This window comes from Burkholderiaceae bacterium, assembly GCA_024235995.1.
Lineage (GTDB): Bacteria > Pseudomonadota > Gammaproteobacteria > Burkholderiales > Burkholderiaceae_C > Ottowia.
Genome location: JACKLI010000001.1, coordinates 354,667 through 376,986, shown reverse-complemented (window position 1 = coordinate 376,986; position 22,320 = coordinate 354,667). Strand labels below are relative to the sequence as shown.

26 protein-coding genes and 1 rRNA gene are annotated in these 22,320 nt (G+C 70.8%); 9 read left to right on the top strand and 18 right to left on the bottom strand.

Annotated features, from left to right (window positions below; translation table 11 throughout):
- Positions 1 to 58 precede the first annotated feature (58 nt).
- The 4 genes from rrf (at position 59) to H6927_01905 (ending at position 2,114) form a co-directional block, all read left to right on the top strand.
- Positions 59 to 171 (top strand): 5S ribosomal RNA (gene rrf / locus H6927_01920).
- A gap of 121 nt (positions 172 to 292) precedes the next feature.
- A complete protein-coding gene (locus H6927_01915; protein MCP5216857.1) occupies positions 293 to 904 on the top strand; it encodes a LysE family transporter in 612 nt (203 codons plus the stop codon).
- 23 nt (positions 905 to 927) lie between these two features.
- Complete coding sequence (locus H6927_01910) at positions 928 to 1,215, top strand: DUF1330 domain-containing protein (GenBank protein ID MCP5216856.1); 288 nt, start codon at positions 928 to 930, stop codon at positions 1,213 to 1,215.
- Positions 1,216 to 1,337: 122 nt separating this feature from the next.
- A complete protein-coding gene (locus tag H6927_01905; protein MCP5216855.1) occupies positions 1,338 to 2,114 on the top strand; it encodes a glycine zipper 2TM domain-containing protein in 777 nt (258 codons plus the stop codon).
- 72 nt (positions 2,115 to 2,186) lie between these two features.
- Here the strand turns inward: H6927_01905 and H6927_01900 are convergent, their stop codons facing one another.
- From H6927_01900 to H6927_01885, 4 genes are all read right to left on the bottom strand, one after another.
- Entirely contained in the window at positions 2,187 to 2,501 is a 315-nt protein-coding gene (locus H6927_01900; protein MCP5216854.1) for a MerR family transcriptional regulator, read from the bottom strand.
- Between the two features lie 20 nt (positions 2,502 to 2,521).
- Entirely contained in the window at positions 2,522 to 3,517 is a 996-nt protein-coding gene (locus H6927_01895; protein MCP5216853.1) for a J domain-containing protein, read from the bottom strand.
- A 75-nt stretch (positions 3,518 to 3,592) separates the two neighbouring features.
- Positions 3,593 to 4,501 (bottom strand): DMT family transporter, encoded by a 909-nt coding sequence (locus tag H6927_01890; GenBank protein MCP5216852.1) that lies wholly within the window; start codon positions 4,499 to 4,501, stop codon positions 3,593 to 3,595.
- A gap of 2 nt (positions 4,502 to 4,503) precedes the next feature.
- Positions 4,504 to 5,034 carry a flavin reductase family protein gene (locus H6927_01885; protein ID MCP5216851.1) on the bottom strand — a complete coding sequence of 177 codons (531 nt, stop codon included), beginning with the start codon at positions 5,032 to 5,034 and terminating at the stop codon, positions 4,504 to 4,506.
- Positions 5,035 to 5,100: 66 nt separating this feature from the next.
- On the opposite strand from H6927_01885, the gene H6927_01880 reads away from it, so the two are divergent.
- A complete protein-coding gene (locus H6927_01880) occupies positions 5,101 to 5,889 on the top strand; it encodes an alpha/beta fold hydrolase (protein ID MCP5216850.1) in 789 nt (262 codons plus the stop codon).
- A 97-nt stretch (positions 5,890 to 5,986) separates the two neighbouring features.
- Here H6927_01880 and H6927_01875 read toward each other — a convergent pair whose 3' ends face one another.
- Complete coding sequence (locus tag H6927_01875; GenBank protein MCP5216849.1) at positions 5,987 to 6,409, bottom strand: universal stress protein; 423 nt, start codon at positions 6,407 to 6,409, stop codon at positions 5,987 to 5,989.
- A 73-nt stretch (positions 6,410 to 6,482) separates the two neighbouring features.
- Positions 6,483 to 7,325: a metallophosphoesterase gene (locus H6927_01870; protein MCP5216848.1), complete on the bottom strand. Its 843-nt coding sequence runs from the start codon at positions 7,323 to 7,325 to the stop codon at positions 6,483 to 6,485.
- 180 nt (positions 7,326 to 7,505) lie between these two features.
- Between H6927_01870 and H6927_01865 the strand changes: the two genes are divergently transcribed.
- Both H6927_01865 and H6927_01860 read left to right on the top strand, forming a co-directional pair.
- On the top strand, positions 7,506 to 7,688 hold the full coding sequence (locus H6927_01865; protein MCP5216847.1) for a hypothetical protein: 183 nt from the start codon (positions 7,506 to 7,508) through the stop codon (positions 7,686 to 7,688).
- Positions 7,689 to 7,736: 48 nt separating this feature from the next.
- Positions 7,737 to 8,123, top strand: a complete 387-nt coding sequence (locus H6927_01860; GenBank protein ID MCP5216846.1) for a hypothetical protein — start codon at positions 7,737 to 7,739, stop codon at positions 8,121 to 8,123.
- A gap of 140 nt (positions 8,124 to 8,263) precedes the next feature.
- Here the strand turns inward: H6927_01860 and H6927_01855 are convergent, their stop codons facing one another.
- From H6927_01855 to H6927_01840, 4 genes are all read right to left on the bottom strand, one after another.
- Positions 8,264 to 10,144 (bottom strand): phosphoenolpyruvate carboxykinase (GTP), encoded by a 1,881-nt coding sequence (locus H6927_01855; GenBank protein ID MCP5216845.1) that lies wholly within the window; start codon positions 10,142 to 10,144, stop codon positions 8,264 to 8,266.
- Between the two features lie 176 nt (positions 10,145 to 10,320).
- A complete protein-coding gene (locus tag H6927_01850; GenBank protein ID MCP5216844.1) occupies positions 10,321 to 10,458 on the bottom strand; it encodes a hypothetical protein in 138 nt (45 codons plus the stop codon).
- A 90-nt stretch (positions 10,459 to 10,548) separates the two neighbouring features.
- A complete protein-coding gene (locus tag H6927_01845; GenBank protein MCP5216843.1) occupies positions 10,549 to 10,953 on the bottom strand; it encodes a PaaI family thioesterase in 405 nt (134 codons plus the stop codon).
- A 14-nt stretch (positions 10,954 to 10,967) separates the two neighbouring features.
- A complete protein-coding gene (locus tag H6927_01840) occupies positions 10,968 to 12,503 on the bottom strand; it encodes a mechanosensitive ion channel (protein MCP5216842.1) in 1,536 nt (511 codons plus the stop codon).
- Positions 12,504 to 12,748: 245 nt separating this feature from the next.
- Between H6927_01840 and H6927_01835 the strand changes: the two genes are divergently transcribed.
- Complete coding sequence (locus H6927_01835; GenBank protein MCP5216841.1) at positions 12,749 to 15,085, top strand: AAA family ATPase; 2,337 nt, start codon at positions 12,749 to 12,751, stop codon at positions 15,083 to 15,085.
- Between the two features lie 75 nt (positions 15,086 to 15,160).
- On the opposite strand, the gene H6927_01830 is transcribed toward H6927_01835, so the two are convergent.
- Positions 15,161 to 15,325 (bottom strand): hypothetical protein, encoded by a 165-nt coding sequence (locus tag H6927_01830; GenBank protein ID MCP5216840.1) that lies wholly within the window; start codon positions 15,323 to 15,325, stop codon positions 15,161 to 15,163.
- Positions 15,326 to 15,857: 532 nt separating this feature from the next.
- Between H6927_01830 and H6927_01825 the strand changes: the two genes are divergently transcribed.
- Positions 15,858 to 16,094 carry a hypothetical protein gene (locus H6927_01825; GenBank protein ID MCP5216839.1) on the top strand — a complete coding sequence of 79 codons (237 nt, stop codon included), beginning with the start codon at positions 15,858 to 15,860 and terminating at the stop codon, positions 16,092 to 16,094.
- A gap of 422 nt (positions 16,095 to 16,516) precedes the next feature.
- Here H6927_01825 and H6927_01820 read toward each other — a convergent pair whose 3' ends face one another.
- The 7 genes from H6927_01820 to H6927_01790 form a co-directional block, all read right to left on the bottom strand.
- Positions 16,517 to 17,161 (bottom strand): hypothetical protein, encoded by a 645-nt coding sequence (locus tag H6927_01820; protein ID MCP5216838.1) that lies wholly within the window; start codon positions 17,159 to 17,161, stop codon positions 16,517 to 16,519.
- A gap of 74 nt (positions 17,162 to 17,235) precedes the next feature.
- The gene (locus H6927_01815) at positions 17,236 to 17,598 is read right to left on the bottom strand and encodes a type II toxin-antitoxin system Phd/YefM family antitoxin (protein MCP5216837.1); all 363 of its coding nucleotides are present in this window, start codon (positions 17,596 to 17,598) and stop codon (positions 17,236 to 17,238) included.
- A gap of 117 nt (positions 17,599 to 17,715) precedes the next feature.
- Positions 17,716 to 19,677 (bottom strand): RecQ family ATP-dependent DNA helicase, encoded by a 1,962-nt coding sequence (locus H6927_01810; protein ID MCP5216836.1) that lies wholly within the window; start codon positions 19,675 to 19,677, stop codon positions 17,716 to 17,718.
- A gap of 115 nt (positions 19,678 to 19,792) precedes the next feature.
- Positions 19,793 to 20,788, bottom strand: coding sequence for a tripartite tricarboxylate transporter substrate binding protein (locus H6927_01805; protein ID MCP5216835.1), 996 nt, complete (start codon positions 20,786 to 20,788; stop codon positions 19,793 to 19,795).
- A gap of 11 nt (positions 20,789 to 20,799) precedes the next feature.
- Positions 20,800 to 20,976, bottom strand: a complete 177-nt coding sequence (locus H6927_01800; GenBank protein ID MCP5216834.1) for an SDR family oxidoreductase — start codon at positions 20,974 to 20,976, stop codon at positions 20,800 to 20,802.
- Between the two features lie 86 nt (positions 20,977 to 21,062).
- On the bottom strand, positions 21,063 to 21,395 hold the full coding sequence (locus tag H6927_01795) for a hypothetical protein (GenBank protein ID MCP5216833.1): 333 nt from the start codon (positions 21,393 to 21,395) through the stop codon (positions 21,063 to 21,065).
- Positions 21,392 to 22,291: a fumarylacetoacetate hydrolase family protein gene (locus H6927_01790; protein ID MCP5216832.1), complete on the bottom strand. Its 900-nt coding sequence runs from the start codon at positions 22,289 to 22,291 to the stop codon at positions 21,392 to 21,394. Before H6927_01790 ends, H6927_01795 begins: the two co-directional genes overlap by 4 nt.
- Between the last annotated feature and the right edge of the window lie 29 nt (positions 22,292 to 22,320).

Below are 22,320 nucleotides of genomic sequence, written 5' to 3'. Positions count from 1 at the left end.
GATTCGACCTCTATGAATTCGCCGTCCAGCCCCAAAAGCTGTCCGGCAACCCGTTATGCCTGATGACCATAGCAAGGTGGTACCACTCCTTCCCATCCCGAACAGGACCGTGAAACGCCTTAGCGCCAATGATAGTGCGGACTCCCGTGTGAAAGTAGGACATCGTCAGGCTTCTACAGCCAAAAACGCCCCACCCGATGAAGGTGGGGCGTTTTTTTTGGGCCGTTCAGAAGCTGAGTGGCAGCGGCGGCGGTACAGTGGTGGGGTTAAACGTTTTTTTAAGAGCTTCGGCATGGCATTCGACACTTGGCTCATCTACCTGCTGGCCTCCATCGGCTTGTCGCTTTCGCCCGGGCCGAACGGGCTGTTGGCGCTCACGCACGGGGCCATGCACGGCCGGCGCAAGACCTTGTTCACCATCGCCGGCGGGGTGTTGGGATTCGTGGCCGTGATCGCGCTGTCGATGTTCGGCATCGGTGCGCTGATTCGCTCGTCGGTCGTGTGGTTGACGGTGCTCAAGTGGGTGGGTGGCGCCTATCTGGTGTGGCTGGGCATTCAGGTGTGGCGCTCGCCGCCAGTGACGATGGCCGCGGGAACGGCGCCGGTGCAGGCCCGCGGCGGGGCTCTGTTCCGACAGGGGGTGTTGTCGGCGGCCACCAACCCCAAGGCGCTGCTGTTCTTTACCGCCTTCCTGCCGCAGTTCATCGACGCGCAACACAGCCTGCTGCTGCAGTTTGCGGTGCTGGCAGGCACCTTTGCCGCCACCGAGCTTGCAACCGAGTTCGCCCTGGCCAGCGCGGCGCACCGCATCAGTCCCTGGCTGACCCGTGTGGGGCGGCGCTTCAACCGCGTGTGCGGCGGCATCTTCGTGCTCATCGGCACGGCCTTGCCGCTGCGCACCTGAACGTGCCGCCGAAAGGAAAGCCCATGAGCCAAGCCTATGTGGTCGGTCACATCACCGTCAAGGACGCCGACAAGTGGCAGCAGTACCAGGCGCGGGTGCCGGCCACGCTGGCGCCCTGGGGCGCCGAGCTGGTGTTTCGCGGCCAGAACGTGGCGGTGTTCTCGGGTCAGATGCCCTACACCGACATCGTGGTGATCCGTTTTGCCGATGTGGCCACGGCCGAGCGATGGTTTCGCTCCGACGCGTACCAGGCGCTGCTGCCGCTGCGCGCGCAGGCCGCCGACGTGGTGCTGACCTCGTACCTGGCCTAGCCAGCCATGCGCCATGCCGGGTGTGTATCGCCCCGGTAAAGCCCGTCCGCGCGCGGGTGGGTTGCTTCGTTGAAAGAAGGTGCGAGGGGCCCGCACGGGCCTGCGCATGAAAGGACCAGACCATGAAACGCATTTCGATGACGGCGCTGGCGGCGGGCCTCCTGGCCCTGGCCGCACCGGGCGCCTGGGCCCAGCCGATGGCCAACGCCCGAGTGGTGTCGGCCACGCCCATGGTCGAATCGGTGCCGGTCACCCAGTGTGCGCCAGCCTACGGTCAGCCGACGGGCGGCGGCGCGGCGGTGGGGGCGCTGGTGGGCGGCCTGGTGGGCAGCCAGCTCGGCCAGGGCTCCGGCCAGATCGCGGGCGCCATCCTGGGCACGCTGGGCGGCGCCTTCGCGGGCAATGCGATCGAGGCGCAGCAGGCCGGCTACGACCGCTGCCAGACGACGTACCAGCAGCAAGTGACGGGCTACGACGTGCGCTACGAATGGGGCGGGCGCATTCATCGCACGCAGATGGCGCAGGCCCCGGGGGTGTGGATCCAGGTGCCCGTGGCCAGCGGCTACGGCCAGCCGCAGCCGCCCGACGCGGCCTGGGACGGCGGCGTGGTGCAGAGCTACCCGGTGGCGCCGCCGCCGGTGGCGGCCTATCCGCTGCCGGCCGAGCCGCCGCAGGGTGTGGTCACGGCGCCCCCGTCCTACGCACCGGCGTATCCGCCACCCGCCTATGCCGCCGGCCCCTACGCACCCTACACGCAGCCCGTGGGCACGCCCGTCGTCGTGCGGCCGGCGGTGCCGGTGTTCGTCGCCCCGGTGGGCGTGAGCCTGTCCGTCGGCGGCGGCTGGGGCCACCATCGGCATGGTGGCGGCTGGGGCATCAGCGTGGGCAATGCGTGGTGATACCGGTTCGATAAAACTATCGATTCGATAGCTTATGGCGCTTGATTGATGGGGGCTGCAGGTTGATTTGATCTAAAAATCACCCAACTGCCGCCGCAGCCGCGCCACTTCTTCCATCAGGTCGGCGGCGAGGGCGGCCAGTTGCGGATCGGCGTCGTAGGTCTGCTCCAGCTGCACGATGCGACGCGCCCGCAGCAGGGTGGTGCTGGCAAAACGCCAGTCGGTCGCGGTCTGGCCGTGTTGGGGTGTCAGCACGCCGGCTTCCACGTGGGTGAGCACCCACTCGGGCGTGACGCGGCAGCACTGCGCCAGCTCGTGCAGGCTCAGCGCGTCGTCCAGCAGTTCGATCAGCTCGGCGGGGACGGTGAGGGTCGAAGAAGCGCTCATGTCGGTCGTCTCCAGGGGCATCAGGCGGCGCGCGGGTCGAAACCGGGGTAGGCCTTGGCCAGGGCCTGCCAGGCCGCCTTCTGCTCGGAGGTGACGGCGCCGGGCACCGCTGTTTCCAGCAGCAGATACAAATCGCCCGCCGCGTGGCTGGTGCTGGCGGCGGGAATGCCGCGCCCCTTCAGCCGCAGCTTGCGCCCGGTGCCCGAGCCGGCGGGCACCGTCACCTCCACCGCCGCGCCCTCGGGCGTGGTGACCGGCACCTGGGCGCCCAGCGCCGCCTCCCAAGGCGTCACGCGCAGGCGCTGGGTGACGTCGCGCCCGTCGACCTGCCAGCGCGCGTCGGGCGCGAAGTGTACCTCCAGCAGCAGGTCGCCGGCGGCGCCGCCGTTGAAACCAGGGCTGCCCTGGCCCGCCAGGCGGATCAGCTGGCCTTCCTTGACGCCCTTGGGAATCTTCACCTGCAGCGTGCGCTCCTCGGGCACGACCTGGCCGCTGGCGTCCAGCCGCGCGCTGCGCAGGCTGAGCTGGCGCTCGGCGCCGCGGTAGGCGTCGATCAGCTCCAGCTCGATGCGCGCGTGCTGGTCCTCGCCGCGCATGGCCGCGTGCGCGCCGCCCTGGGCACGCGCGCGCGCCCCGCCATGCGCGCGGCCGAACATCTGCTCGAAGAACTCGCTGAACTCGGCCTCGTTGCCGCTGAAGCGCGCGCCGGCGCCGGCCGGCCGGCCATCGGTGTACTCGTAGCCTGCGTTCCAGCCCGGCGGTGGCCGCACGTCGTCGCCCGAGCGCGCGCCCTGCGCCCAGGCCTGCGCGCCCACCGTGTCGTAGGCGGCGCGCTTTTCGGGGTCGCCCAGCACGGCGTAGGCCTCGTTGACCTCGGCCATGCGCTTTTCGGCGTCCGCCGCCTTGCTCACGTCCGGGTGGTACTGGCGCGCCAGCTTGCGGTAGGCCTTCTTGACCGCGTCGGCGCTGGCCGACTTGGCCACGCCCAGGATGTCGTAGTAGTCCTTGAATTCCATCGTCCGAAGGCCTTTCCGGCAGCATGCCTCAAGTTCAGAGCATGGGGGCGGCGCGCCGCCTTTGCAAGCGGGCTCTTAAGCGCGCCCCGCCGCCGGCTGGCGGCGGTTGACCAGCACGATGCCCGCGGCCACCAGCGCCAGCGCCAGCACCAGGCTGGGCGTGATCGGCTCGCGCAGCCACAGGGCGCCGAACACCAGCGCGAAGATGGGCGTGAGAAACACGAAGGCCGAGACCTTGGTGGCCGGGTAGTGCACCAGCAGCCACATCCAGGCCAGGTAGCTGGCGAAGGCGCCCACCAGGGTCTGCAGCAGCAGCGAGCCGGTGGCGAACGCGCTCCAGTGCCACGCCCAGGTCTCGCCCAAGGCCAGCGACAGCAGCGGCAGCGCCACCGCGCTGACGCTGACCTGGTAGAACAGCGCCTTCTCGGCCACGATGCGCGCCACCGCGCTGGCGCGGATGGTCACCGTGGTCAGGCCCCACAGGGCGCCGGCCAGCAGGGCCAGCAGGTCGCCGCGGGCGCTCACGCCCGGCTCGGGGTGCAAAAAGCCCTCGCGCAGCGCGAAGGCCACGGCCGCAAAGGCGCAGGCCAGGCCCAGCCACTGCGTGCCGCGCAGGCGCTCGGCCGGCACGAACAGCGGCAGCAGCAGCGCCACCCAGAACGGCGAGGTGTACAGAAAGGTCGTCAGGCGCGAGGCCGTGGTGTGCTGCAGGCCCAGGTACAGGGCGGCGAATTCGCCCGCAAACAGCAGCCCCACCAGCAGGCCCGGCCACAGCGAGCCGTCGCGCTTGAACAAGGGCACGCCGCGCCAGCGGCACCAGCCCCACAAGATGAATGTGGCGCCCACGAAGCGCACGCCGGCCTGGAACACCGGCGGCAGCTCGGGCAGCGTGGCCTTGACCAGCACCTGCTGAAAACCCCAGAACAGGCAGCAGGCCAGCAGGATGGCGCTGGCCGTCCCGTCCAGGTGTTCGCGGCGCTCCATGGTCAGGTTTCGCCCCTGCGCCCGCGCACTTCGTGCTCGGTGTAGTAGCGCCCGCCGTGAAACAGCAGCGGCACGGCGCCCGGACGATGGTTGCAGTGCTCCACCTGGCCGACGAAGATCACGTGGTCGCCCTCGACGTAGCGGCTGCGGTTGAGGCATTCGAAGCACGCCGCCGCCCCCTCGATCAGCGGCGCGCCGCCGTGGCCGTGCCGCCAGCGCACGCCCGCCCAGCGGTCGCGTGCCGGCGCGGCAAAGCGCTGCGCCATCTCCAGCTGGTCGGCCGCCAGCACGTTGATGGCGTAGTGCGTGCCGGCGCGAAACACCGCCAGCGAGCTCGAGCGCCCGCTCAGGCTCCACAGCACCAGCGGCGGATCGAGCGAGACCGAGTTGAAGGAATTGGCCGTCAGCCCCACCAGCTGGCCGTTGCTGGCGCGCGCCGTGACCACCGTCACGCCGGTGGCGAACATGCCCAGCGCGGCGCGAAACGAGGTGGGCGAGAGGCGGGCCGCGACGGCTGCGGGAGTCGATGTCATGGGCTGCGGCCATGATAGCAAGCGGGTCGCCAGCGTGCTGGCGTGGCGCTGGCGTACCATGGCCGCATGCCTTTGCCGACCTTCGCCGCGCTGGGCTCGGGCCCGCTGGTGTTGCTGCTGCACGGCTCGGGCGGCGGCTTTCGCTCCTTCGCGCCGCAGGTCGAGACCCTGGCCAGCCTGGGCTGGCGCGCCGTGGCCTGGGACATGCCCGGCTACGGCTACAGCGCGCCGATCGAGCCCTACACCTTCAAGGGCCTGGCCGAGCGCTGCATCGCGCTGATCGAGGCGCTGGCTCCCGCCCGCGGCGCGGCCGCCGTGGTGGGGCAGGGTATGGGCGGCCTGCTGGCCCAGGAACTTGCGCTGCGCCGACCCGACCTGGTGGGCCGGCTGGTGCTGGCCGCCACGGCGGCGGCGGTCGAGCCGGGCGACGCCTACGCGCGCCACATCGCCCAGTGCCAGGAGGCCCTGGCCGCCGGCACCGACCTGGAGCGCATCGCGCAGGACCGCGTGGCCGGCCTGAGCGGCCCCCAGGCCCTGCCCGAAGGCCTGCAGCTGGCGCGCTTTTGCCAGGCCCAGGTGCGCGCGGCCACGTGGCGGCGCGCACTGGCCGCCATGCAGGCGTTCGACCGGCGCGCCGCGCTGGCGCACATCGGCGTGCCGGCCCTGCTGGTGGCGGGCGAGCACGACCCCGTCACGCCGCCGGCGGTGCTGCGGGCGATGGCGGCGGCGATCCGCGGCAGCGCCCTGGTCGAGTTGCCCGGCGTGGGCCACTGGCCGCACCTGGAGGCGCCCGATGCCTTCGACCAGGCTCTGCTGGAGTTTCTGCGCGGGACGCAGCCGGTGCGCGTGCACTGAGCGTGAGCTATCGAATGAATAGCTGATTGTGCTTGTCTGGAGCCGGCTTCAAGGCATTTTGATGCTCATGACCCAGCCGGCGCCTGCCTTGCAGGCCTCAGCGCACCAGCAGCACCGGCACCTTGCAGCGCGCCAGCACCCGGGTGGCCACCGAGCCCATTACCAGGTTGCTCAGGGCGCTCTGGCCGTGCGAGCCCATGATGATCAGGTCGAACTTGCCGGCCTCGGCGAACTTGGCGATGGTCTCGCCGGCGGGGCCGACCTTCCAGGCCGTCTTGGGCTTGAGGTTCTGGCGGCTCAGGTACTTGACCACCGGGTCCAGCACCTTGGCCGCCTCGTCGGCGTGGTAGCTGTCCACCACCTCCTTGCCCAGCGTGGCGCGGGCGCGCGGCGGCAGCATCGGCTGCACCGTGAGGGCTGTGATGGAGCTCACGTCGGCCAGGAACTCGGGGTGCGCGGCCAGATAGGCCAGCATCTTCTTGGTGTAGGCGCTGCCGTCGACGGCCAACAGGATTCTCATGGGGTCCTCGCAAGGGGGCGGGTGGGATCGGTTCGACTTTAACCCGGCTTGGGGCAGGGTCGCTTGACGGCCGTCAATGGCCCGTGCCCGGCACCTCGATGCTCAGCGTGGGCCGGAACCCGGCCTGCTCGCCCTTGTGGGCATAGCCCAGCGGATTGGCCACCACGCGGCAGCGGCCGGCCTGGTAGTCGTGCGGGCAGTGCAGGTGGCCGTGCAGCCACAGGTCGGCCTGCTCCAGCAGCGCGTCCAGCGCGTTGCAAAAACCGGCCGTGCCGGGCGTCAGGCCGTAGCGTGCGTCGCTGCTGCGCAGGCTGGGCGCGAAGTGGGTGATCACCACCGTCGGGCCGTCGAAGGGCTCGGCCAGGGCCGCGCGCAGCCAGGCCTGGCAGGCCAGCGCCTGCTCGCGGACCGACTCGGCCAGCCACGGCTGGCCGCCGCGCAGGGCGCCGGCCTGGCGCAAATGGTGGTTGGCGGCGCGAAAGGCCTTGCCGCGCGCCAGCGCCTGCTGCTCGGGCGTGGCCGAGGGCCCGCGTGGCACCAGCGCCTCGAAGTCGCTCCACAGCGTGGTGCCCAGCAGGCGCACGCCCTGCAGTACCCAGCGCTCGCGCTCCAGCCAGTGGATGCCCAGCCGCTCGCAGGTGCTGCGCAGGCGGGCGTGGGTGGCGTCCACGTCCAGGCCGTCGTATTCGTGGTTGCCGGGCACGTACAGCACCGGCACCGGCCAGCCGGCGCCGCGCGGCAGGGGCGAAAAGCGTGCCAGCCCGAAGTCGCCGTCGCCACGCGCTGGCAACTGCGAGCCGCGCTGGTAGGAGCCGATGTCGCCCGCCAGCACCAGCAGATCGGCGTCGGACGCCGGCTGGGGCTGGAAGCCGGGGTTTTGCTCCAGGTGCAGGTCGGACAGCAGTTGGATCTTCATCGGCGCGACGGTTGGGACGGCCTCAGATCGTAAACACGCTCTCAGTGTGGCATGGGTGGCGGCGGCGGCTGGGTTTAGAGGGCGTGCACTAGGGTTAACCCTAGGAAATAGGTACAATCCCTAGTATTCATTCCGAGTTCGTTTCCGAGGCACCCACCGAGACCCGGTCGGCGCAACGACATGCAAAGCAACGTGATCCAGTATTTGAAGGCCCTTTTCATGGACAGCCACAGCGTGACTCAGCGTCGCGTCGGCTTGGCCAGCACCTTGCTGGAGCGCGCCGAAGGCTGCGCCGGGCGCGACCCGCAGCGTGCCGAGGAGTTGCGCGCCGCGGCCATGGTCTACCTCAGCGTCGTGCGCTGAACAGGCCTGCATCGGTCGTCATCGGATCTCTTCATCAGGACAAGCATCATGACTGCAAGCACCCTTTCTTTTGCCCCCACCGCCTTGCGTGCCCCCCGCGTGGGCAGCGCCCGCATGGACCACTGGTTCAAGCCGCAGGCCCGGCCGCTCGAGCGGCCGGCGCAGGCCGAGACCGGCACGGCGCGCATCGACCATTGGTTCCGTGACCAGGCGCGCGCCGGCCAGTGGTCGGTGCAGGCCGCCGGCAGCGCCGCGGCACCGGTGGTGCCAGGCGCCGAGCCGTCCGCCCTGCGGGCCTGGTGGATGGCGCGGCGCGAGCGCCGGGCGCTGGCCCGGGCCGACGCCGAAATGTGCGCCCTGGCCATCGCCGACCCGCGCATGGCGCGCGACCTGCAGATCGCACGCGACGTGGCCGAGTGGAAGCCGCAGGCCTGACGGCCCGCCGCGCCTGAAACCACGCCAAGCCGCCTTCGGGCGGCTTTTGTTTGCACGCCTGCTCCCGCAAACGGGTCACCCCGGCGTGAAAAAGCCGCTCCCGGGGAGCGGCTTGGGGCTGGCAAGGGCCGGCGCGCGGGTCAGGCGACGGCGGAAAAGCGCTGCTCGAGCGCGCGGCGCGTCTCGCTCAGCGCCTTGGGCAGGCGATCGGCCAGGCGGGCGAACAGCTCGTCGTGCAGCTTGAACTCGTCACGCCAGGCCGCGCCATCCAGGTGCGTGACGGTGGCGAACTGCGCTGGCGTGAAGGCCAGGCCCTGCCAGTTGATCTCTTCGTAGCGCGGCGTCACGCCGAAGGCCGTGGCCTGGCCGGCCGCGCGGCCCTCGATGCGGTCGATGATCCAGCCCAGCACGCGCATGTTGTCGCCGTAGCCCGGCCACACGAAGCGGCCCTCGGCGTCCTTGCGGAACCAGTTGACGCAGTAGATGGCGGGCAGGCGGGCGCCGCGCGCCTGCAGCGCCGCGCCCAGCTGGAGCCAGTGGCCGAAGTAGTCGGCCATGTGGTAGCCGCAAAACGGCAGCATGGCGAAGGGGTCGCGCCGCACCACGCCCTGCGCGCCGAAGGCGGCGGCGGTGGTCTCGCTGCCCATGGTGGCGCCCATGTACACGCCCTCGGTCCAGTCGCGCGCCTCGGTCACCAGCGGCACCGTGGTGGAGCGGCGCCCGCCGACGATGAAGGCGTCGATCGGCACGCCCGCCGGGTCGTCCCAGGCCGCGTCCAGCGCCGGGTTGTTGGTGGCCGCCACGGTGAAGCGCGCGTTGGGGTGCGCCGCCTTGCGGCCGGCCTTGCCGTCCTCGGGCGTCCAGTCCTTGCCGGTCCAGTCGATCAGGTGCGCGGGCAGCTGGCCGCCGTGGTCCTTTTCCATGCCCTCCCACCACACGTCGCCGTCGTCGGTCAGCGCGACGTTGGTGAAGATCACGTCGCGGTCCAGGCTATGCATGCAGTTGGGGTTGGTGTGCAGGTTGGTGCCCGGCGCCACGCCGAAGTAGCCCGCCTCGGGGTTGATGGCGCGCAGGCGGCCGGCGGCGTCGGGCTTGATCCAGGCGATGTCGTCGCCGATGGTGGTGACCGTCCAGCCCTCGAAGCCCTTGGGCGGCACCAGCATCGAGAAGTTGGTCTTGCCGCAGGCGCTGGGAAAGGCCGCCGCCACGTGGTACTTCTTGCCCTGTGGATTGGTCACGCCCAGGATCAGCATGTGCTCGGCCAGCCAGCCCTGGTCCTTGCCCATCTTCGAGGCGATGCGCAGCGCCAGGCATTTCTTGCCCAGCAGGGCGTTGCCGCCGTAGCCCGAGCCGTAGGACCAGATCTCGCGCGTCTCGGGGTAGTGCACGATGTACTTCACGCCGGGGTTGCAGGGCCAGCTGGTCGCGTCCTTCTGGCCGGCGGCCAGGGGGGCGCCCACGGTGTGCACGCAGGGCACGAACGTGCCGTCGCTGCCCAGCACCTCGACGGCGCCGCGGCCCATGCGCGTCATCAGCTTCATGTTGACGGCCACGTAGGCGCTGTCCGACAGCTCGACGCCGATGTGCGCGATGGGGCTGCCCAGCGGGCCCATGCTGAACGGGATGACGTACATGGTGCGCCCGCGCATGCAGCCGTCGAACAGCGGCGCCAGCGTGGCGCGCATCTCGGCCGGGGCCATCCAGTTGTTGGTGGGGCCGGCGTCGCCCTGCTGCTCGGAGCAGATGAAGGTGCGGTCCTCGACCCGCGCCACGTCGGACGGGTCGGAGCAGGCCAGGTAGGAGCCCGGGCGCCTGGCCGGGTTGAGCTTCTTGAAGGTGCCGGCGTCGACCAGCTGCTGGCACAGGCGCTCGTACTCGGCCTGGCTGCCGTCACACCAGTGGATGGCGTCGGGCTTGCACAGCGCCGCCATGCGGGCGACCCACTCGATCAGCCGGGTGTTCTTGACGTAGTCCGGGGTGTTCAGCTGCTGCATCTGGCCGGCTTCAACGGGTGCGTTCATCGCAAGGCTCCTGAAAAGAAAATCGTCTTTCCGAAGGCGCGGCAGCCTTGGGAAAGAGGACTTGGGGGAGCGGGGCGGAATGCGTGCCGACGGTGGCCAGGCGCTGCCGAATACTATTGTTTGTGTAGCTGATGGCGCCCGTTCGACGGGCGCTGCAAGGCAGAAAGACCCAAAAATCAGGCCATCGTGACGGCGATCATGGCCAGCAGGAAGATCATCACGGCGCCGAACAGCGGAATCGCCCACGGGATCTTGTGGGTGGCCGCCTCGATCGGGTCGACGGGTTCGTGGTCGGTGTTCGCGGGTGCGGACATGGCTGTGCCTCTTGTTGGTATGGATGGAATGGAAGCGGTGATTTTACCGGCGGACGCCGGACGCCGGCCCGGCCCGCCCGGGGCCTGCCGCTACAGCAACGCGTAGGTGGTGCTGGCGCGGCACGCGCTCTTGCCGTCGCGGGCGCCCGCGATCTCGATCTCGCCGAAGGCCAGGGCCTTGCCGGCGCGCAGCACGCGCGCATGCACCGCGGCGTCTTGCGCCGACAGCGGGCGCAGGAAGCTGCTGCTGAGCTGCACCGTGGTGCAGGGGCGGAACTGGCCGAAATGCTGCATCAGCGCCAGCACCATGGCGGTGTCGGCCGCGGCCATCATGGCCTGGCCGCACAGCACGCCGCCCTCGCGCACCAGCGCGGGGGTGAGCGGCAGGCGCAGGCGCACGCCGTCGGCGCCGGCCGCCTCCACCCGCAGGTCGAGCGCCTGCACCCAGGGGGCGAACAGCTCGCCCAGCGCGCGCTGCAGGGCGGCGCCATCCATCGCCGGCGGCGCCATCAGGCCTGGGGCCCGGCGGCGGGCGGCTCGTGGGCGGGCGGGGCTGCATCGGCGGCCGGCGCGGCGTCCGCCGGCTCGGCCTCGCGGCACAGCCGGTCGGCCCAGCGCGAAGCCAGGCGGCCCGCCGCCTCGCGCCCGCCCAGGCCGAAGGCCAGCGCCACCGCCACCGCCACGGCGCCCAGCGTCAGGCCGAAGGCCAGGTTGACGATGTCGTCGGCGATGCCCATGGCGCGCAGGCCCATGGCCAGCACGATGCCCAGGATGGCCAGCCGCGCCACGCGCGCCAGCACCACGTTGGCGCTGTTGGTGCGCACGATGGCGGCGTAGGCCAGGTTGGCCAGCATGAAGCCGATGATCAGGATCACCGAGCCCAGCAGCACGTCGCCGGCAAACTCGATGAAGGTGGTGATGACGTCGGAAAAGCGCCCAAAGCCCAGCTGGTTGCCGGCCTCGACGGTGGCGAACAGCATGGCGAACACCAGCGCGATGCGTCCCACCAGGGTGGAGGGCGCGGTGCTGCGAAAGGCGTGCTGCAACTCCAGCCGCGCCGGCAGCGTGTCCAGCCCCACGCTGGCCAGCAGGTTGGCCAGCAGGCGCGCGGCGAACGAGGCCACCATCCAGGTCACCACCAGGATCAGCCCGGCGCCGACGATGCGCGGCACCGCGTCCAGCAGCATGGCCAGCATCTCGGTGGCCGGCTGCGAGATGGCGTTGATCTTGAGCGCGTCCAGCGCCGCGATCAGCGCCGGCACGAACACCACGATGAACACCAGCAGGCCCGCCAGCCGGGAGATCTGCACCGTCTCGGCCAGCCCCGCCTTGGTGCCCACCTGGTCGGCGCCAACCGAGCGCAGCAGGTTGCTGACCAGGTTGCGCAGCACCATGGCCACCACCCAGCCGACGCCGCCAATGACCAGCGCCGCCACCAGGTTGGGCAGGATGTCCAGCGCCTTGGTGGTCATCTCGCGCAGCGGGGCCAGCAGCCCCTCCATCTGCAGCGCGCCCAGGATGGCCGGCACGAACAGCAGCACCACCAGCCAGAACAGCGCGCTCGACAGGCTCTCGCTGATGGGCGAGATGTTGGCGTGCTCGGACAGCTTTTCGTCCAGCGTGGTGCGGTCCAGCACCTTCTGCGTCAGCCCGCGCACGGCGGTGGCCACCAGCCAGGCCAGCAGCGCCAGCAGCGCGGCGCCCAGCACGCGCGGCGCGTACTCGAACAGCTGGTTGGTCAGCGCCGCGAACGAGCCCGACACCGCCGGCAGGTTGAGCGCGTTGAACATGGCGCCCAGCGTCAGCAGGATCACCACCCAGAACAGCGCCAGCGCCACCACGCCCTCGATGTCGGCCTTTTGCCCGGTGCTGCCGGCAAAGCGCGCGTTGATGCGCAGCGCGCCCAGCGCCTTGCGCACCCCGGCCTTGACCAGCGCGGCGACGAACCAGCCGACGATGACGATGGCCAGCGCGCCCAGCAGCTGGGCCAGGTTGGCGCCCAATGCGCCCTGCAACGCGTCCCACAGGGGTCTCAAACGATCCATTCTTAGGGCCTCCTTGCCTGTTTTTCCGGATGGGTCGCGGGCCATCATGACGGGCCCGTATCCCCACGTCAACCTTGGGGTTGACCCGCGCATTGAGTCCTTTCCCCCGCGGAACGCCGCTTGTGCGATGCAAGCCACAGCGGCGCGCGGGCGGGCCGGCGCGGTGCTTGCGCCGAGCCGGATTTGCGTTATGGTGAAGCTTGTGCGCCCGCGGTCGGGGGCGCGGACTGGAGCAGGAGACTGACATGGTCAAACGGTCGGTTGTGGTGCAGGACAAGTCGGGCATGCTGGCGTCCCCCGGGCTGGCCAGCGCGCCCGTGCTGGACCTGATGTGCTCGCACTTCGTGCTCACGCTGGCCGCGCAGCCCGGCGGCAAGTTCAACGTGCGCCGCGACATCAACGGCCTGATGTCGCTGGCCGGCCGCCACCTGATCTGGCCGCCCGCCGTGCTGGCGCGCCTGCGCGAGTTCCTGGCGCGCCGCTGCAAGGACAACGAGCTGTGGCGCGGCCACGAGCAGCTGGCCGACGCCGAGTTCCTGGAGCGCCACGGCCTGTGGCGCGGCCCCTACGAGGAAGGCACGCTGTTCTTCTACCTGGACGAATACGCCAAGGACGCGCCCAAGGACCTGCTGGCCCTGCTGGCGGCCACCGGCCAGTGGCTCAGGGACGCACTCAAGAAGCACTCCACCCTGGTCGAGAAGAACATCGACTCGCTATCGAATCTGTTGCAGCTGAACAAGGCCGAGCGCGCGCTGCTGCTGTACGGCACCCTGGCGCGCTACCAGCGCGACCTGCGCAGCCTGCTGGTCGAGTTCAAGGTCAACAACGCGCCCGAGGCCTACGCCGCCATCGCCGAGCTGGCCGGCGTGAGCGCCACCGAGGTGGGTGAGGCGCTGCGCGCCGGCGGCCGGCTGGAGCGCATCGGCCTGGTCGAGAACCTGATTTCCGAGCACAGCATCACCGACCTGGCCGACCTGATGAAGGTCAGCGAGAAGCTGCCGCCGGTGCTGATGCGCGAATACCGCGACCGCGCCGAGCTGATGGCCGTGTTCACCCGCCCCGCCGCCGCCAGCGACCTGAAGCTGGCCGACTTCGCCTTTGTCGGCGAGGACGTGCCGGTGCTGGTCAACCTGCTGCGCAAGGCGCAGGCCACGCACGCGCAGGGCGTCAACGTGCTGCTGTACGGCCCGCCCGGCACCGGCAAGACCGAGCTGGCCAAGGTGGTGGCGCGCGAGGCCGGGCTGGCGCTGTTCGAGGTCGAATACGCCGACCGCGACGGCAACAGCCTGTCGGGGCGCGACCGCTACCGCTCGATGCAGATCGCGCAGGTGTTCCTCAAGGGCTCGCAGGAGGCGGCGCTGCTGTTCGACGAGGTGGAGGACGTGTTTCCGCACATCAGCGTCGACGCCGCCGGCCTGATGGCGCGCGCCGAGCAGCAGGCCATGCAAAGCGCCGTCGGCCACAGCGTCAACGGCAAGGCCTGGGTCAACCAGATCCTCGAATCCAACCCCGTGCCCACCATCTGGGTGACCAACGGCATCGAGCAGATCGACCCGGCGTTTCGCCGCCGCTTCGCCTACCACCTGGAGCTCAAGTCGCCCCCGCCCGGCGCGCGCGAGCAGCTGGTGCGCCGCGCGCTCGACGGCGCCGCCGTCAGCGACGGCCTGCTGGCGCGCCTGACCGAGCGCAAGGGCCTGACGCCGGCGCAGATCCGCACCGCGGTGCGCTTTGCCGAGCTGGCCCACCCCGGCGACGAGCGCGGCGGCGAGGCCTTCGAGGCGCTGATCGAGCGGCAGCTGAAGAACTCCGACGCCGCGCTGGGCCGCGCGCCGGACGACGCGGCCCAGCGCGGCCGGCGCAGCGTGACCACCTACGACCTGGGCATGCTCAACGTCGAAAGCCGCTTCGAGATCCCGCGCATCGTCGAAGCCCTGAAGGCGCGCGGCCACGGCGCGCTGTGCTTCTACGGCGCGCCCGGCACCGGCAAGACGGCGCTGGGCGAATACATCGCGCAGGAGCTGGGCAAGCCGCTGATCGTCAAGCAGGCGAGCGACCTGGTCAGCAAGTTCGTCGGCGAGACCGAGCAGAACATGGCCGCCATGTTCCGCGAGGCCCGCGAGGAAAAGGCCGTGCTGCTGCTGGACGAGGCCGACAGCTTCCTGCTGGACCGCCGCGGCGCGCAGCGCAGCTACGAGGTGACCGAAGTCAACGAGATGCTGCAGCAGATGGAGCGCCACGACGGCGTGTTCGTCTGCACCACCAACCTGCTCGACCGCATCGACCAGGCGGCGCTGCGCCGCTTCACCTTCAAGATCAGGTTCAAGCCCCTCACCGCCGAGCAGCGCGAGCGCATGTTCGTCACCGAGGCCCTGGGCGGGAAACCCGAGCGGCTCACGCCCGACGTGCGCCGGCGGCTATCGAAACTGGAGCAGCTGTGCCCCGGCGACTTCGCCGCGGTCAAGCGCCAAGTCGACATCCTGGCCACCGAATTCGCGCCCGACGAGTTCCTCGATCAGCTCGAGGCCGAGCACCGCATCAAGCCCGAGGTGCGCGAGCAGCGGGGGATGGGGTTTGTGCAGTAGCGGGGCCGATGGCGTGAAGCCTGTCCTTCAAGCGGCGAGGGATGCCCCGAGCAGGCTTCCCTCTCGCCCGCCCGCCTAGGGCCGGCGCCGCTTCAAGCCCAGTCCAGCGGCTGCCGCCGCCAAGGCGAGCAGCGCGCCCAGGCCGATCTGGCCCCATTCCGTCAGCGTGGGCACCGCCGTCACCGGCGCCACCGGCGTGGCGGTGAACTGCAGCAGGATCGAGCCGGCAGCGCCATCCATGTACGGCGCGCCCCCAAGGCCGGCGCCGCTGGACACGGCGCTGAACACCACGCTGAACGGGCCGAAGCTGCTGCCGCCGCCGCCACCGCCGCCGGAGCCAAGGCCACTCAATCCAGCGCCGCCGCCGCCGCCGCCATAGCCGCCGCCGCCGCCGCCGCCGTCGAAACCACCCTGGCCGCCGCCGCCGGCGCTCCCCGCGAAACCACCGTCCGCCCCCCCGCCGGGGCCTGGGCCGGCCGCGCCCACACCGGCACCGCCGCCACCGCCGGAATCCACCCCGTTGGCGCCGGCGGTGCTGCCGGTGCTTCCGCCAGCACCGCCCGCGCCGCTGCCTGCGCCGCCGCTGCCTCCAGCTCCCGACAGCGCACCGCCGCCGCCGCCGCCCTGGTCACCGTCAGCCTGCCCGGGGCTGCCGGCCCCACCGCCGGTGCCGACCCCGGCATCACCTCCGCGTCCGCCTGAATTCACGAACAATCCGCCGCCGCCACCGCCGCCGGCCACGACCAGCACGGCGCCGGCCGTCGAATCGACGATGCTGCTGCTGCCGCCGCCGCCGCCGCCGGTGGGATCAGTGTCGATTGCTCCGCTCACCCCACCGCCGCCTACGGCCAGGTTCAACACATGGCCCGCCGTCACGGCCAGGGTGCCGGTGCCGGAGGCGGCGTTGCCTCCGGCAGGCAAAAATCCGGAGCCGCCGCCACCGCCAATGACCGTGACCGTCATCGAATTCATCCCGGCGGGCACCGTGCAGACGGCAGCCGCGGTGTAGGCGGTGCCGCTCACGCAATCGGCCGCCAGGGCTGGCCCGGCCAGGCCGCCGAGCAGCAGCGCGGCAAGCAAGGCGTTTCTTCTGGGGGCGCCGCGCCTGGGCGCGTGGCGGTCGATCGGTCGCATGGAGGCTGCTTGCATGGGGTGCCCTCGTCAAAGTTCCACGGTGATCGAAGTCGATGCGTAACCAACGTCATCATAGGCTGTGGTTACTCCGTTGTGAACCAATGCATTCAGGGGCCCCTGGGAATGTTGCTTTCGCACCGACTCGACGGCCAGCACCGGGGAAGACGAAAAGTGTTCATCCGCCCCACTCATTGGCATCACCGGAGCGCTGGGCGAAAAAGCGGATCTGCCCACGCCCGACGTGCGCCGGTTGCTGTCAAATCCAGTGCGCATGGCATGCCATGCAAAGCATCGCATTCACGGCATGCCCCGTGCCGCCAACCCCGCCTCCAGCACCGGCTTGGCCCAGTCGGGCGTGCGGGCCAGCTGCGCGGCGTCATGGGCCGCCGGCCACACCAGCCGGCCCCTTTGAATGACGGCCACGGGCCGTGGGTCGGGCACGGGCTGGCCCGGCGCCACGCTGGCGCTGTTGTCGAACAGGCGCACCTCGGCCAGGTGCGGCAGCAGGGCGATCAGGTTGGCGATGGCGCCGTGCCAGCGCTCGCGGATCTTGGCTTGGGGGATGTCGTGGCCGCCGGCGGCCACGCGCTGGCGCACGCGCGCCAGGTGCAGCTCGGGCGAAGCGAGCCCGCAGAACCACACCAGCACCTCGTGCGTGCGGCTGGCCGCCCGCAGGCGCGCGGGCACGCTGCGGCCGCCCAGGGTGGTTTCGAAGGCAAAGCTCTGCCGTGCCTGCACGGCCGCGTCCAGCCGGCGCATGCCCTCGGTCCAGGCGGCGGCGTTGGCGGCGGTCGGATCGCAGCCGGTGGCGGCCCTCAGCTCGCGGGCGAAGCTGTCGGGGTTGAACCAGGGCAGGCCGGCCCGGGTGAGCAGATGGCCGCCGACCGAGCTTTTGCCGGCGCCGTTGACGCCGGCCAGCACGTAGAGGACGGGGTGGGACATTCGAGCCGAATCAGCCTGCAGCCCGCGCAGAACAAGTGCGGATAGCTATCAATATTGCAGCAATCCGGTGCCGGTCAGTGCGTCTGGCCGGCCTTGACCTGCCCGTCCAGCGTGGCCGGCTGGGCGAACGCCGCGAGCAGGCGGGCGCCGGCGTCGTCGGCGGCCAGCGCGGCCAGGCGCTCGTCGAAGCGCTGGCGCAGCGCCTGCAGGGCGTCCTGCTGGCGCGCCTGGGCGCTTTCGGCGGCCTGCACCAGGCGCTGGTATTCGTCGGGGGACAGGATGACGGCCTCGGGCTGGTCGTGGTTGGTGACCAGCACGCGGCCTTCGCGCCCCACGGCGCGCATCACGCCGCGCCAGCCCAGCTTCTTGACGTCGGACGCGGGCGTGCGCGGCAGGGCCTGCACGGCGGACGGGGATGCGGCCAAGGCGGTGGTCATGACAAGCTCCAGGAGACCCAATAAAGGCCAATATACCCTATGGGCCCATTTTGGCCCATGCCATTCGGCCTGTGGGCAGGCGGGGTGTCCGAACCGGCGCGTCAGCCCGGCAGGCGCTCAGGGCGCCGATTGGCACACGCGCAGGACCTCTGCGCCGTGGCGCTGCAGGCGGGTGGCGCCCATGCCGCTGATGCCGGTGAGGTCGTCCAGGCCCTGCGGCGCGCGCTCCGCGATGGCCGCCAGGGTGGCGTCGGGAAAGATCACGTAGGCGGGCACGTTGTGCTCGCGCGCGACCTCGGCGCGCCAGGCCTTGAGCGCGGCAAAGCGCTGCTGGGCGCTGGCGTCCAGCCCCACGGCGGCGGCGGGTGCGCGGGCGGGAGCGCCGCCATGTGCCTTGCCGCGGCGGCGTTCGCGGGCGGGCGCAGCCGCATGGGCGCGCAGGCGCACGGGCTGCTCGCCGCGCAGAATGGGGCGGGCGGCGGGCAGCAGCTGCACGGTGTTGAAGTGCTCGGCGTCCACGCGCAGCGCGCCGACGGCGATCAGCTGGCGCAGCACGCCGCGCAGCTGGGCCTCGCTGAACTCGGCGCCCAGTCCGAAGGTGCTGATCTTGTCGTGGCCGAACTGGCGCATCTTGTCGCTGGCCTTGCCGCGCAGGATGTCCATCAGGTGGCCGGCGCCAAAGCCGATGCCGCTCATCTCGCGCACGCGGTAGACGGTGGACAGCAGCTTGCGCGCGCAGTCGGTGGCGTCCCACACCTCGGGTGGATGCCGGCAGTTGTCGCAATGGCCGCAGTGGCCCGGGCGGTAGCGCAGGCGTGCGGATTCGGGGTCGATTGGGCCTTTGGCCGGCACCAAACAAGTGCCATCAGCTATCGAATCAGGAGTATCGGCCATGCGCTCGCCAAAATAGGCCAGCAGGCGCTCGCGCCGGCAGTCGGTGGCTTCGGCCAGGGCCAGCAGGGCGTCCAGCTTGCCGCGCATCACCTGCTTGAACGCCTCGTCGGCCGGGCTGTCGTCGATCATGCGGCGCTGGTTGACGACGTCCTGCAGGCCATAGGCCATCCAGGCGTCGGCCGGCAACCCGTCGCGCCCGGCGCGGCCGGTCTCCTGGTAGTAGCCCTCGATGTTCTTGGGCAGGTCCACGTGGGCGACGAAGCGCACGTCGGGCTTGTCGATGCCCATGCCGAAGGCGATGGTGGCCACCATCACCACGCCGTCCTCGCGCAGAAAGCGGTCCTGGTTGTGCCGGCGCTCGTCGGCCGGCAGGCCGGCGTGGTAGGGCAGCGCGTCCAGCCCCTGGGTGCACAGCAGCGCGGCCAGCTCGTCCACGCGCCGGCGCGACTGGCAGTAGACGATGCCCGCCTCGCCCGGATGCTCGTCCTCGATGAACCGCAGCAGCTGCCGCGCCGGGTCCTTCTTGTCGACGATGGTGTAGGCGATGTTGGGCCGGTCGAAGCTGCTGACGAAGGGCGCCGCGTCCTGCAGCTGCAGGCGCTCGACGATGTCGGCGCGGGTGGTGGCGTCGGCCGTGGCCGTCAGCGCGATGCGCGGCACGCCGGGCCAGCGCTCGTGCAGCACCGTCAGCTGGCGGTATTCGGGCCTAAAGTCGTGGCCCCACTGGCTGACGCAATGCGCCTCGTCGATGGCGAACAGGCTGAGCTGCCCGTGCGCGTGCAGCGTGTCCAGCAGGCCCAGAAAGCGCGGCGTGCCCACGCGCTCGGGCGCGGCGTACAGCAGCGTGATCTGCCCGGCCAGCAGGCGCCGCTCGATGTCCTCGGTCTGCGCCCAGTCCAGCGTGGAGTTGAGAAAGGCCGCCGCCACCCCCGCCTCGTGCAGCGCGCCCACCTGGTCGTGCATCAGCGCGATCAGCGGCGAGATCACCAGCGTAACGCCCTGCCCGGCCCGCTGGCGCGCGATGGCCGGGATCTGATAGCACAGCGACTTGCCGCCGCCCGTGGGCATCAGCACCAGCGCGTCGCCGCCGGCCGTGACGTGCTGGGTGATGGCGGCCTGCTGGCCGCGAAAGTGCTCGTAGCCGAACACCTCGCGCAGGATGGCGAGCGGGGCGGTGCTGGGGATGGGTATGGCAGGCACGGGGGCGATTGTGCGGCAGTGCCGCGGGCGTCCGTGCGACAAAAATCCCCGCGCACCGGCCGGCACGCGGGGATGGGGTGCGCGCCGCGCGCGCAGAATTTCAGCTCGCGTGGATCTTGAACTCGTCGACGATCCTGGCGTAGCGCCGGTAGTCGTCGGCCACTAGGCGCCCCATGGAAGCGGCGTCGCCGCCGGCCGGCACCACGAACATCGCGGTCATGCGCTCGCGGATCGACGGCATTTGCAGGATCTCGTTGAAATGCCTGTTGAGCTCGCGCACCAACGCATCGGGCAGCCCGGCCGGCCCCATCATCGCCTGCCAGGCGCCGACCTCGGCGCCCTTGTAGCCCAGTTCGGTCAGCGTCGGCACGTCGGGGCGCAGCGGCGAGCGCTTCGGGTCGGCCACCGCCAGCACGCGCAGCTTGCCCTCGCGGAGGAAGCCGTCCACCGGGCCGAGCGTGGTGAACATCATCGGCACCTGGCCGCCGACCAGCGCCGGCACCGCCGGTGCGCTGCCCTGGAAGGGCACCTGCGTGAGCTGCACACCGGCGGACTTGGCGAACAGCTCGGCCAGGATGTGCATGGGCGTGCCGTAGCCCGGGCTGGCGTACGACTGGATGCGACCGGCCTTGGCCGCGGCGACGAGCTCGTCCACGCTGCGCACGCCCGTCTGCGCATTGACCACGACGAACAGGGACTGGCTGCCGAGCTGGATGATGGGCGCGAGGTCGGACACCGGGTTGTACATGGCGCCGCTGGCGTTCTTCAGCACCAGCGGGGTGATGGCCACGGTGTTGGGCGCCAGCAGCAGCGTGTAGCCGTCGGGTGGGGCGTGCGCGACCAGGGAGGTCCCGATCATGCCGCTCGCGCCGGTGCGGTTTTCGACCAGGACGGGCTGGTGGATGCGTGCCGAGAGCTCCTTGCCGAACACGCGGGCGAGCACGTCGGTGTCACCACCGGCGGAGTAGGCCACGATGATCTTGATCGGCTTGTCCGGCCAGCCCGTCTGGGCGCGCGCGGTGCCGGCAAACGATGCGGTGAAGGCGGCCGCGCCGAGCGCGAGCAGGTGGCGGCGGGTGGGGTGGGTCGAGTGCATGGAGGTTCCTTTCACAGTCCGAGGCTGCCGAGCGATTTGCCCCCGTCGACGAAGAGGGTCTGGCCGGTGATGAAGGTGGTGTGGGGGGAGGCCAGGAAGGCGATGGCGTGCGCGATCTGCGCCGGGTCGGCCGGCGCGCCGCCGATGCCCGAGCCGCCGCCGGTGACAAAGGCGATGGGCTGCGTCATCGCGCAGGGCCCAGGTGTTGCAAGGGGTTTCGTCGGTTCATGGGGGGCGTCCTTCGCGTGGGGGAGAAATCGTCCATCCGGCAGGGTCAAGCCGGCTCGTCGGCAATCAGCTCTTGCGTGATGTGAAAGAGCCGCCCCGTGAACAGGGGCAGGATTTCCTTCATCCGCGCCTTCAGTTCCTGCCGCACCGGGAAGCCGAAGGCGTGGTTCATCGCCTCCACCGAGTCGTAGACCGACTCGAACGTCATGTGCAGCAGCGGGCCGTCGTCCTCCACGCTCAGCGCACGCATCACGCGCACCGAACGCACGCCGGGAAAGCGCTTCATCACCGGCACGATCTCGCGCGCGATGAAGTCGTCGAACCGAGCCAGGTTTGCCGCCTCGACGCGGCCCTCCAGATAGGCGCAGCGCACGATCATGGCCGTGCCTCCCCGATGGTCACGGCGAGCGCGCCGATGCGCTCGATGCGCGCCTCGACCCGGTCGCCCGGCTTGAGGAAGGTGCGCTTGGGAAAGCCGACGCCGGCGGGCGTGCCGGTCAGCACCACGTCGCCCGGGTCGAGCGTCATGATGTTGGACAGCGTGACGAGCTGCTCGCGGATGTCGAACACCATGCCCGAGGTGCGTGCGTCCTGCTTCAGCTCGCCGTTGACGCTCAGTTGCAGCGCCAGGTCGTGCGGGTCGCCGATGAAGGCCGCGGGGACCAGGCGCGGGCCGAGCGGGCAGCAGCGGTCCTGCGCCTTGCCGGCCACCCAGTCGAGCTTGTAGAAGGTGTCGGGCGCCTGGTTGAGGTCGCGCGCCGACAGGTCGATGGCCACCGTGTACGCGGCCACGGCATCGAGCGCGTTGTCCAGCGTCAGACGCCTGCTGCGCCGGCCGATCACCAGGGCCAGCTCGACCTCCCAGTCGAACATCCGGGTGCCCAGCGGCATGTCGACCTCGGCCTCCGGCCCCACCAGGGCGTTGCGTGGCGGCTTGAAGAAGAAGAACAGCCGTTGCGCCTGCTTGCGCAGGTCCGGCACGCCCATCTCCGCCAGGTGGTCGTAGTAGTTGGCGCCCGCGCACAGCACCTTGCCCGGAAACTGCAGCGGGGTCGAAAGCCGGACCTCCGACGCCGCCCAGCCGCCCGTCACGCACCGCTGGGCGTAGCGCGCCAGCCGGTCGCTGGCCGTGGGCCACTGCGCCATGACGGCCATCAGATCGGGCGGCAGCGCCAGGTCGGCGGGCGCATCGGCCAATGCGTGGTAGCGGCCCTCGACCTCGATGCAGGCGACCTGACGCCCTGCGTGCTCTACGGTGACCAGTGCAAACGACATCGGCGTTCCTTTATTGATTTGATTGAAAT

Coding starts and splice junctions, on each gene's coding strand:
- H6927_01915 (MCP5216857.1), top strand. CDS start 293: ATGGCATTCGACACTTGGCTCATCTACCTGCTGGCCTCCATCGGCTTG.
- H6927_01910 (MCP5216856.1), top strand. CDS start 928: ATGAGCCAAGCCTATGTGGTCGGTCACATCACCGTCAAGGACGCCGAC.
- H6927_01905 (MCP5216855.1), top strand. CDS start 1,338: ATGAAACGCATTTCGATGACGGCGCTGGCGGCGGGCCTCCTGGCCCTG.
- H6927_01900 (MCP5216854.1), bottom strand. CDS start 2,501: ATGAGCGCTTCTTCGACCCTCACCGTCCCCGCCGAGCTGATCGAACTG.
- H6927_01895 (MCP5216853.1), bottom strand. CDS start 3,517: ATGGAATTCAAGGACTACTACGACATCCTGGGCGTGGCCAAGTCGGCC.
- H6927_01890 (MCP5216852.1), bottom strand. CDS start 4,501: ATGGAGCGCCGCGAACACCTGGACGGGACGGCCAGCGCCATCCTGCTG.
- H6927_01885 (MCP5216851.1), bottom strand. CDS start 5,034: ATGACATCGACTCCCGCAGCCGTCGCGGCCCGCCTCTCGCCCACCTCG.
- H6927_01880 (MCP5216850.1), top strand. CDS start 5,101: ATGCCTTTGCCGACCTTCGCCGCGCTGGGCTCGGGCCCGCTGGTGTTG.
- H6927_01875 (MCP5216849.1), bottom strand. CDS start 6,409: ATGAGAATCCTGTTGGCCGTCGACGGCAGCGCCTACACCAAGAAGATG.
- H6927_01870 (MCP5216848.1), bottom strand. CDS start 7,325: ATGAAGATCCAACTGCTGTCCGACCTGCACCTGGAGCAAAACCCCGGC.
- H6927_01865 (MCP5216847.1), top strand. CDS start 7,506: ATGCAAAGCAACGTGATCCAGTATTTGAAGGCCCTTTTCATGGACAGC.
- H6927_01860 (MCP5216846.1), top strand. CDS start 7,737: ATGACTGCAAGCACCCTTTCTTTTGCCCCCACCGCCTTGCGTGCCCCC.
- H6927_01855 (MCP5216845.1), bottom strand. CDS start 10,144: ATGAACGCACCCGTTGAAGCCGGCCAGATGCAGCAGCTGAACACCCCG.
- H6927_01850 (MCP5216844.1), bottom strand. CDS start 10,458: ATGTCCGCACCCGCGAACACCGACCACGAACCCGTCGACCCGATCGAG.
- H6927_01845 (MCP5216843.1), bottom strand. CDS start 10,953: ATGGATGGCGCCGCCCTGCAGCGCGCGCTGGGCGAGCTGTTCGCCCCC.
- H6927_01840 (MCP5216842.1), bottom strand. CDS start 12,503: ATGGATCGTTTGAGACCCCTGTGGGACGCGTTGCAGGGCGCATTGGGC.
- H6927_01835 (MCP5216841.1), top strand. CDS start 12,749: ATGGTCAAACGGTCGGTTGTGGTGCAGGACAAGTCGGGCATGCTGGCG.
- H6927_01830 (MCP5216840.1), bottom strand. CDS start 15,325: ATGGATGGCGCTGCCGGCTCGATCCTGCTGCAGTTCACCGCCACGCCG.
- H6927_01825 (MCP5216839.1), top strand. CDS start 15,858: ATGCTGCTGCTGCCGCCGCCGCCGCCGCCGGTGGGATCAGTGTCGATT.
- H6927_01820 (MCP5216838.1), bottom strand. CDS start 17,161: ATGTCCCACCCCGTCCTCTACGTGCTGGCCGGCGTCAACGGCGCCGGC.
- H6927_01815 (MCP5216837.1), bottom strand. CDS start 17,598: ATGACCACCGCCTTGGCCGCATCCCCGTCCGCCGTGCAGGCCCTGCCG.
- H6927_01805 (MCP5216835.1), bottom strand. CDS start 20,788: ATGCACTCGACCCACCCCACCCGCCGCCACCTGCTCGCGCTCGGCGCG.
- H6927_01800 (MCP5216834.1), bottom strand. CDS start 20,976: ATGACGCAGCCCATCGCCTTTGTCACCGGCGGCGGCTCGGGCATCGGC.
- H6927_01795 (MCP5216833.1), bottom strand. CDS start 21,395: ATGATCGTGCGCTGCGCCTATCTGGAGGGCCGCGTCGAGGCGGCAAAC.
- H6927_01790 (MCP5216832.1), bottom strand. CDS start 22,291: ATGTCGTTTGCACTGGTCACCGTAGAGCACGCAGGGCGTCAGGTCGCC.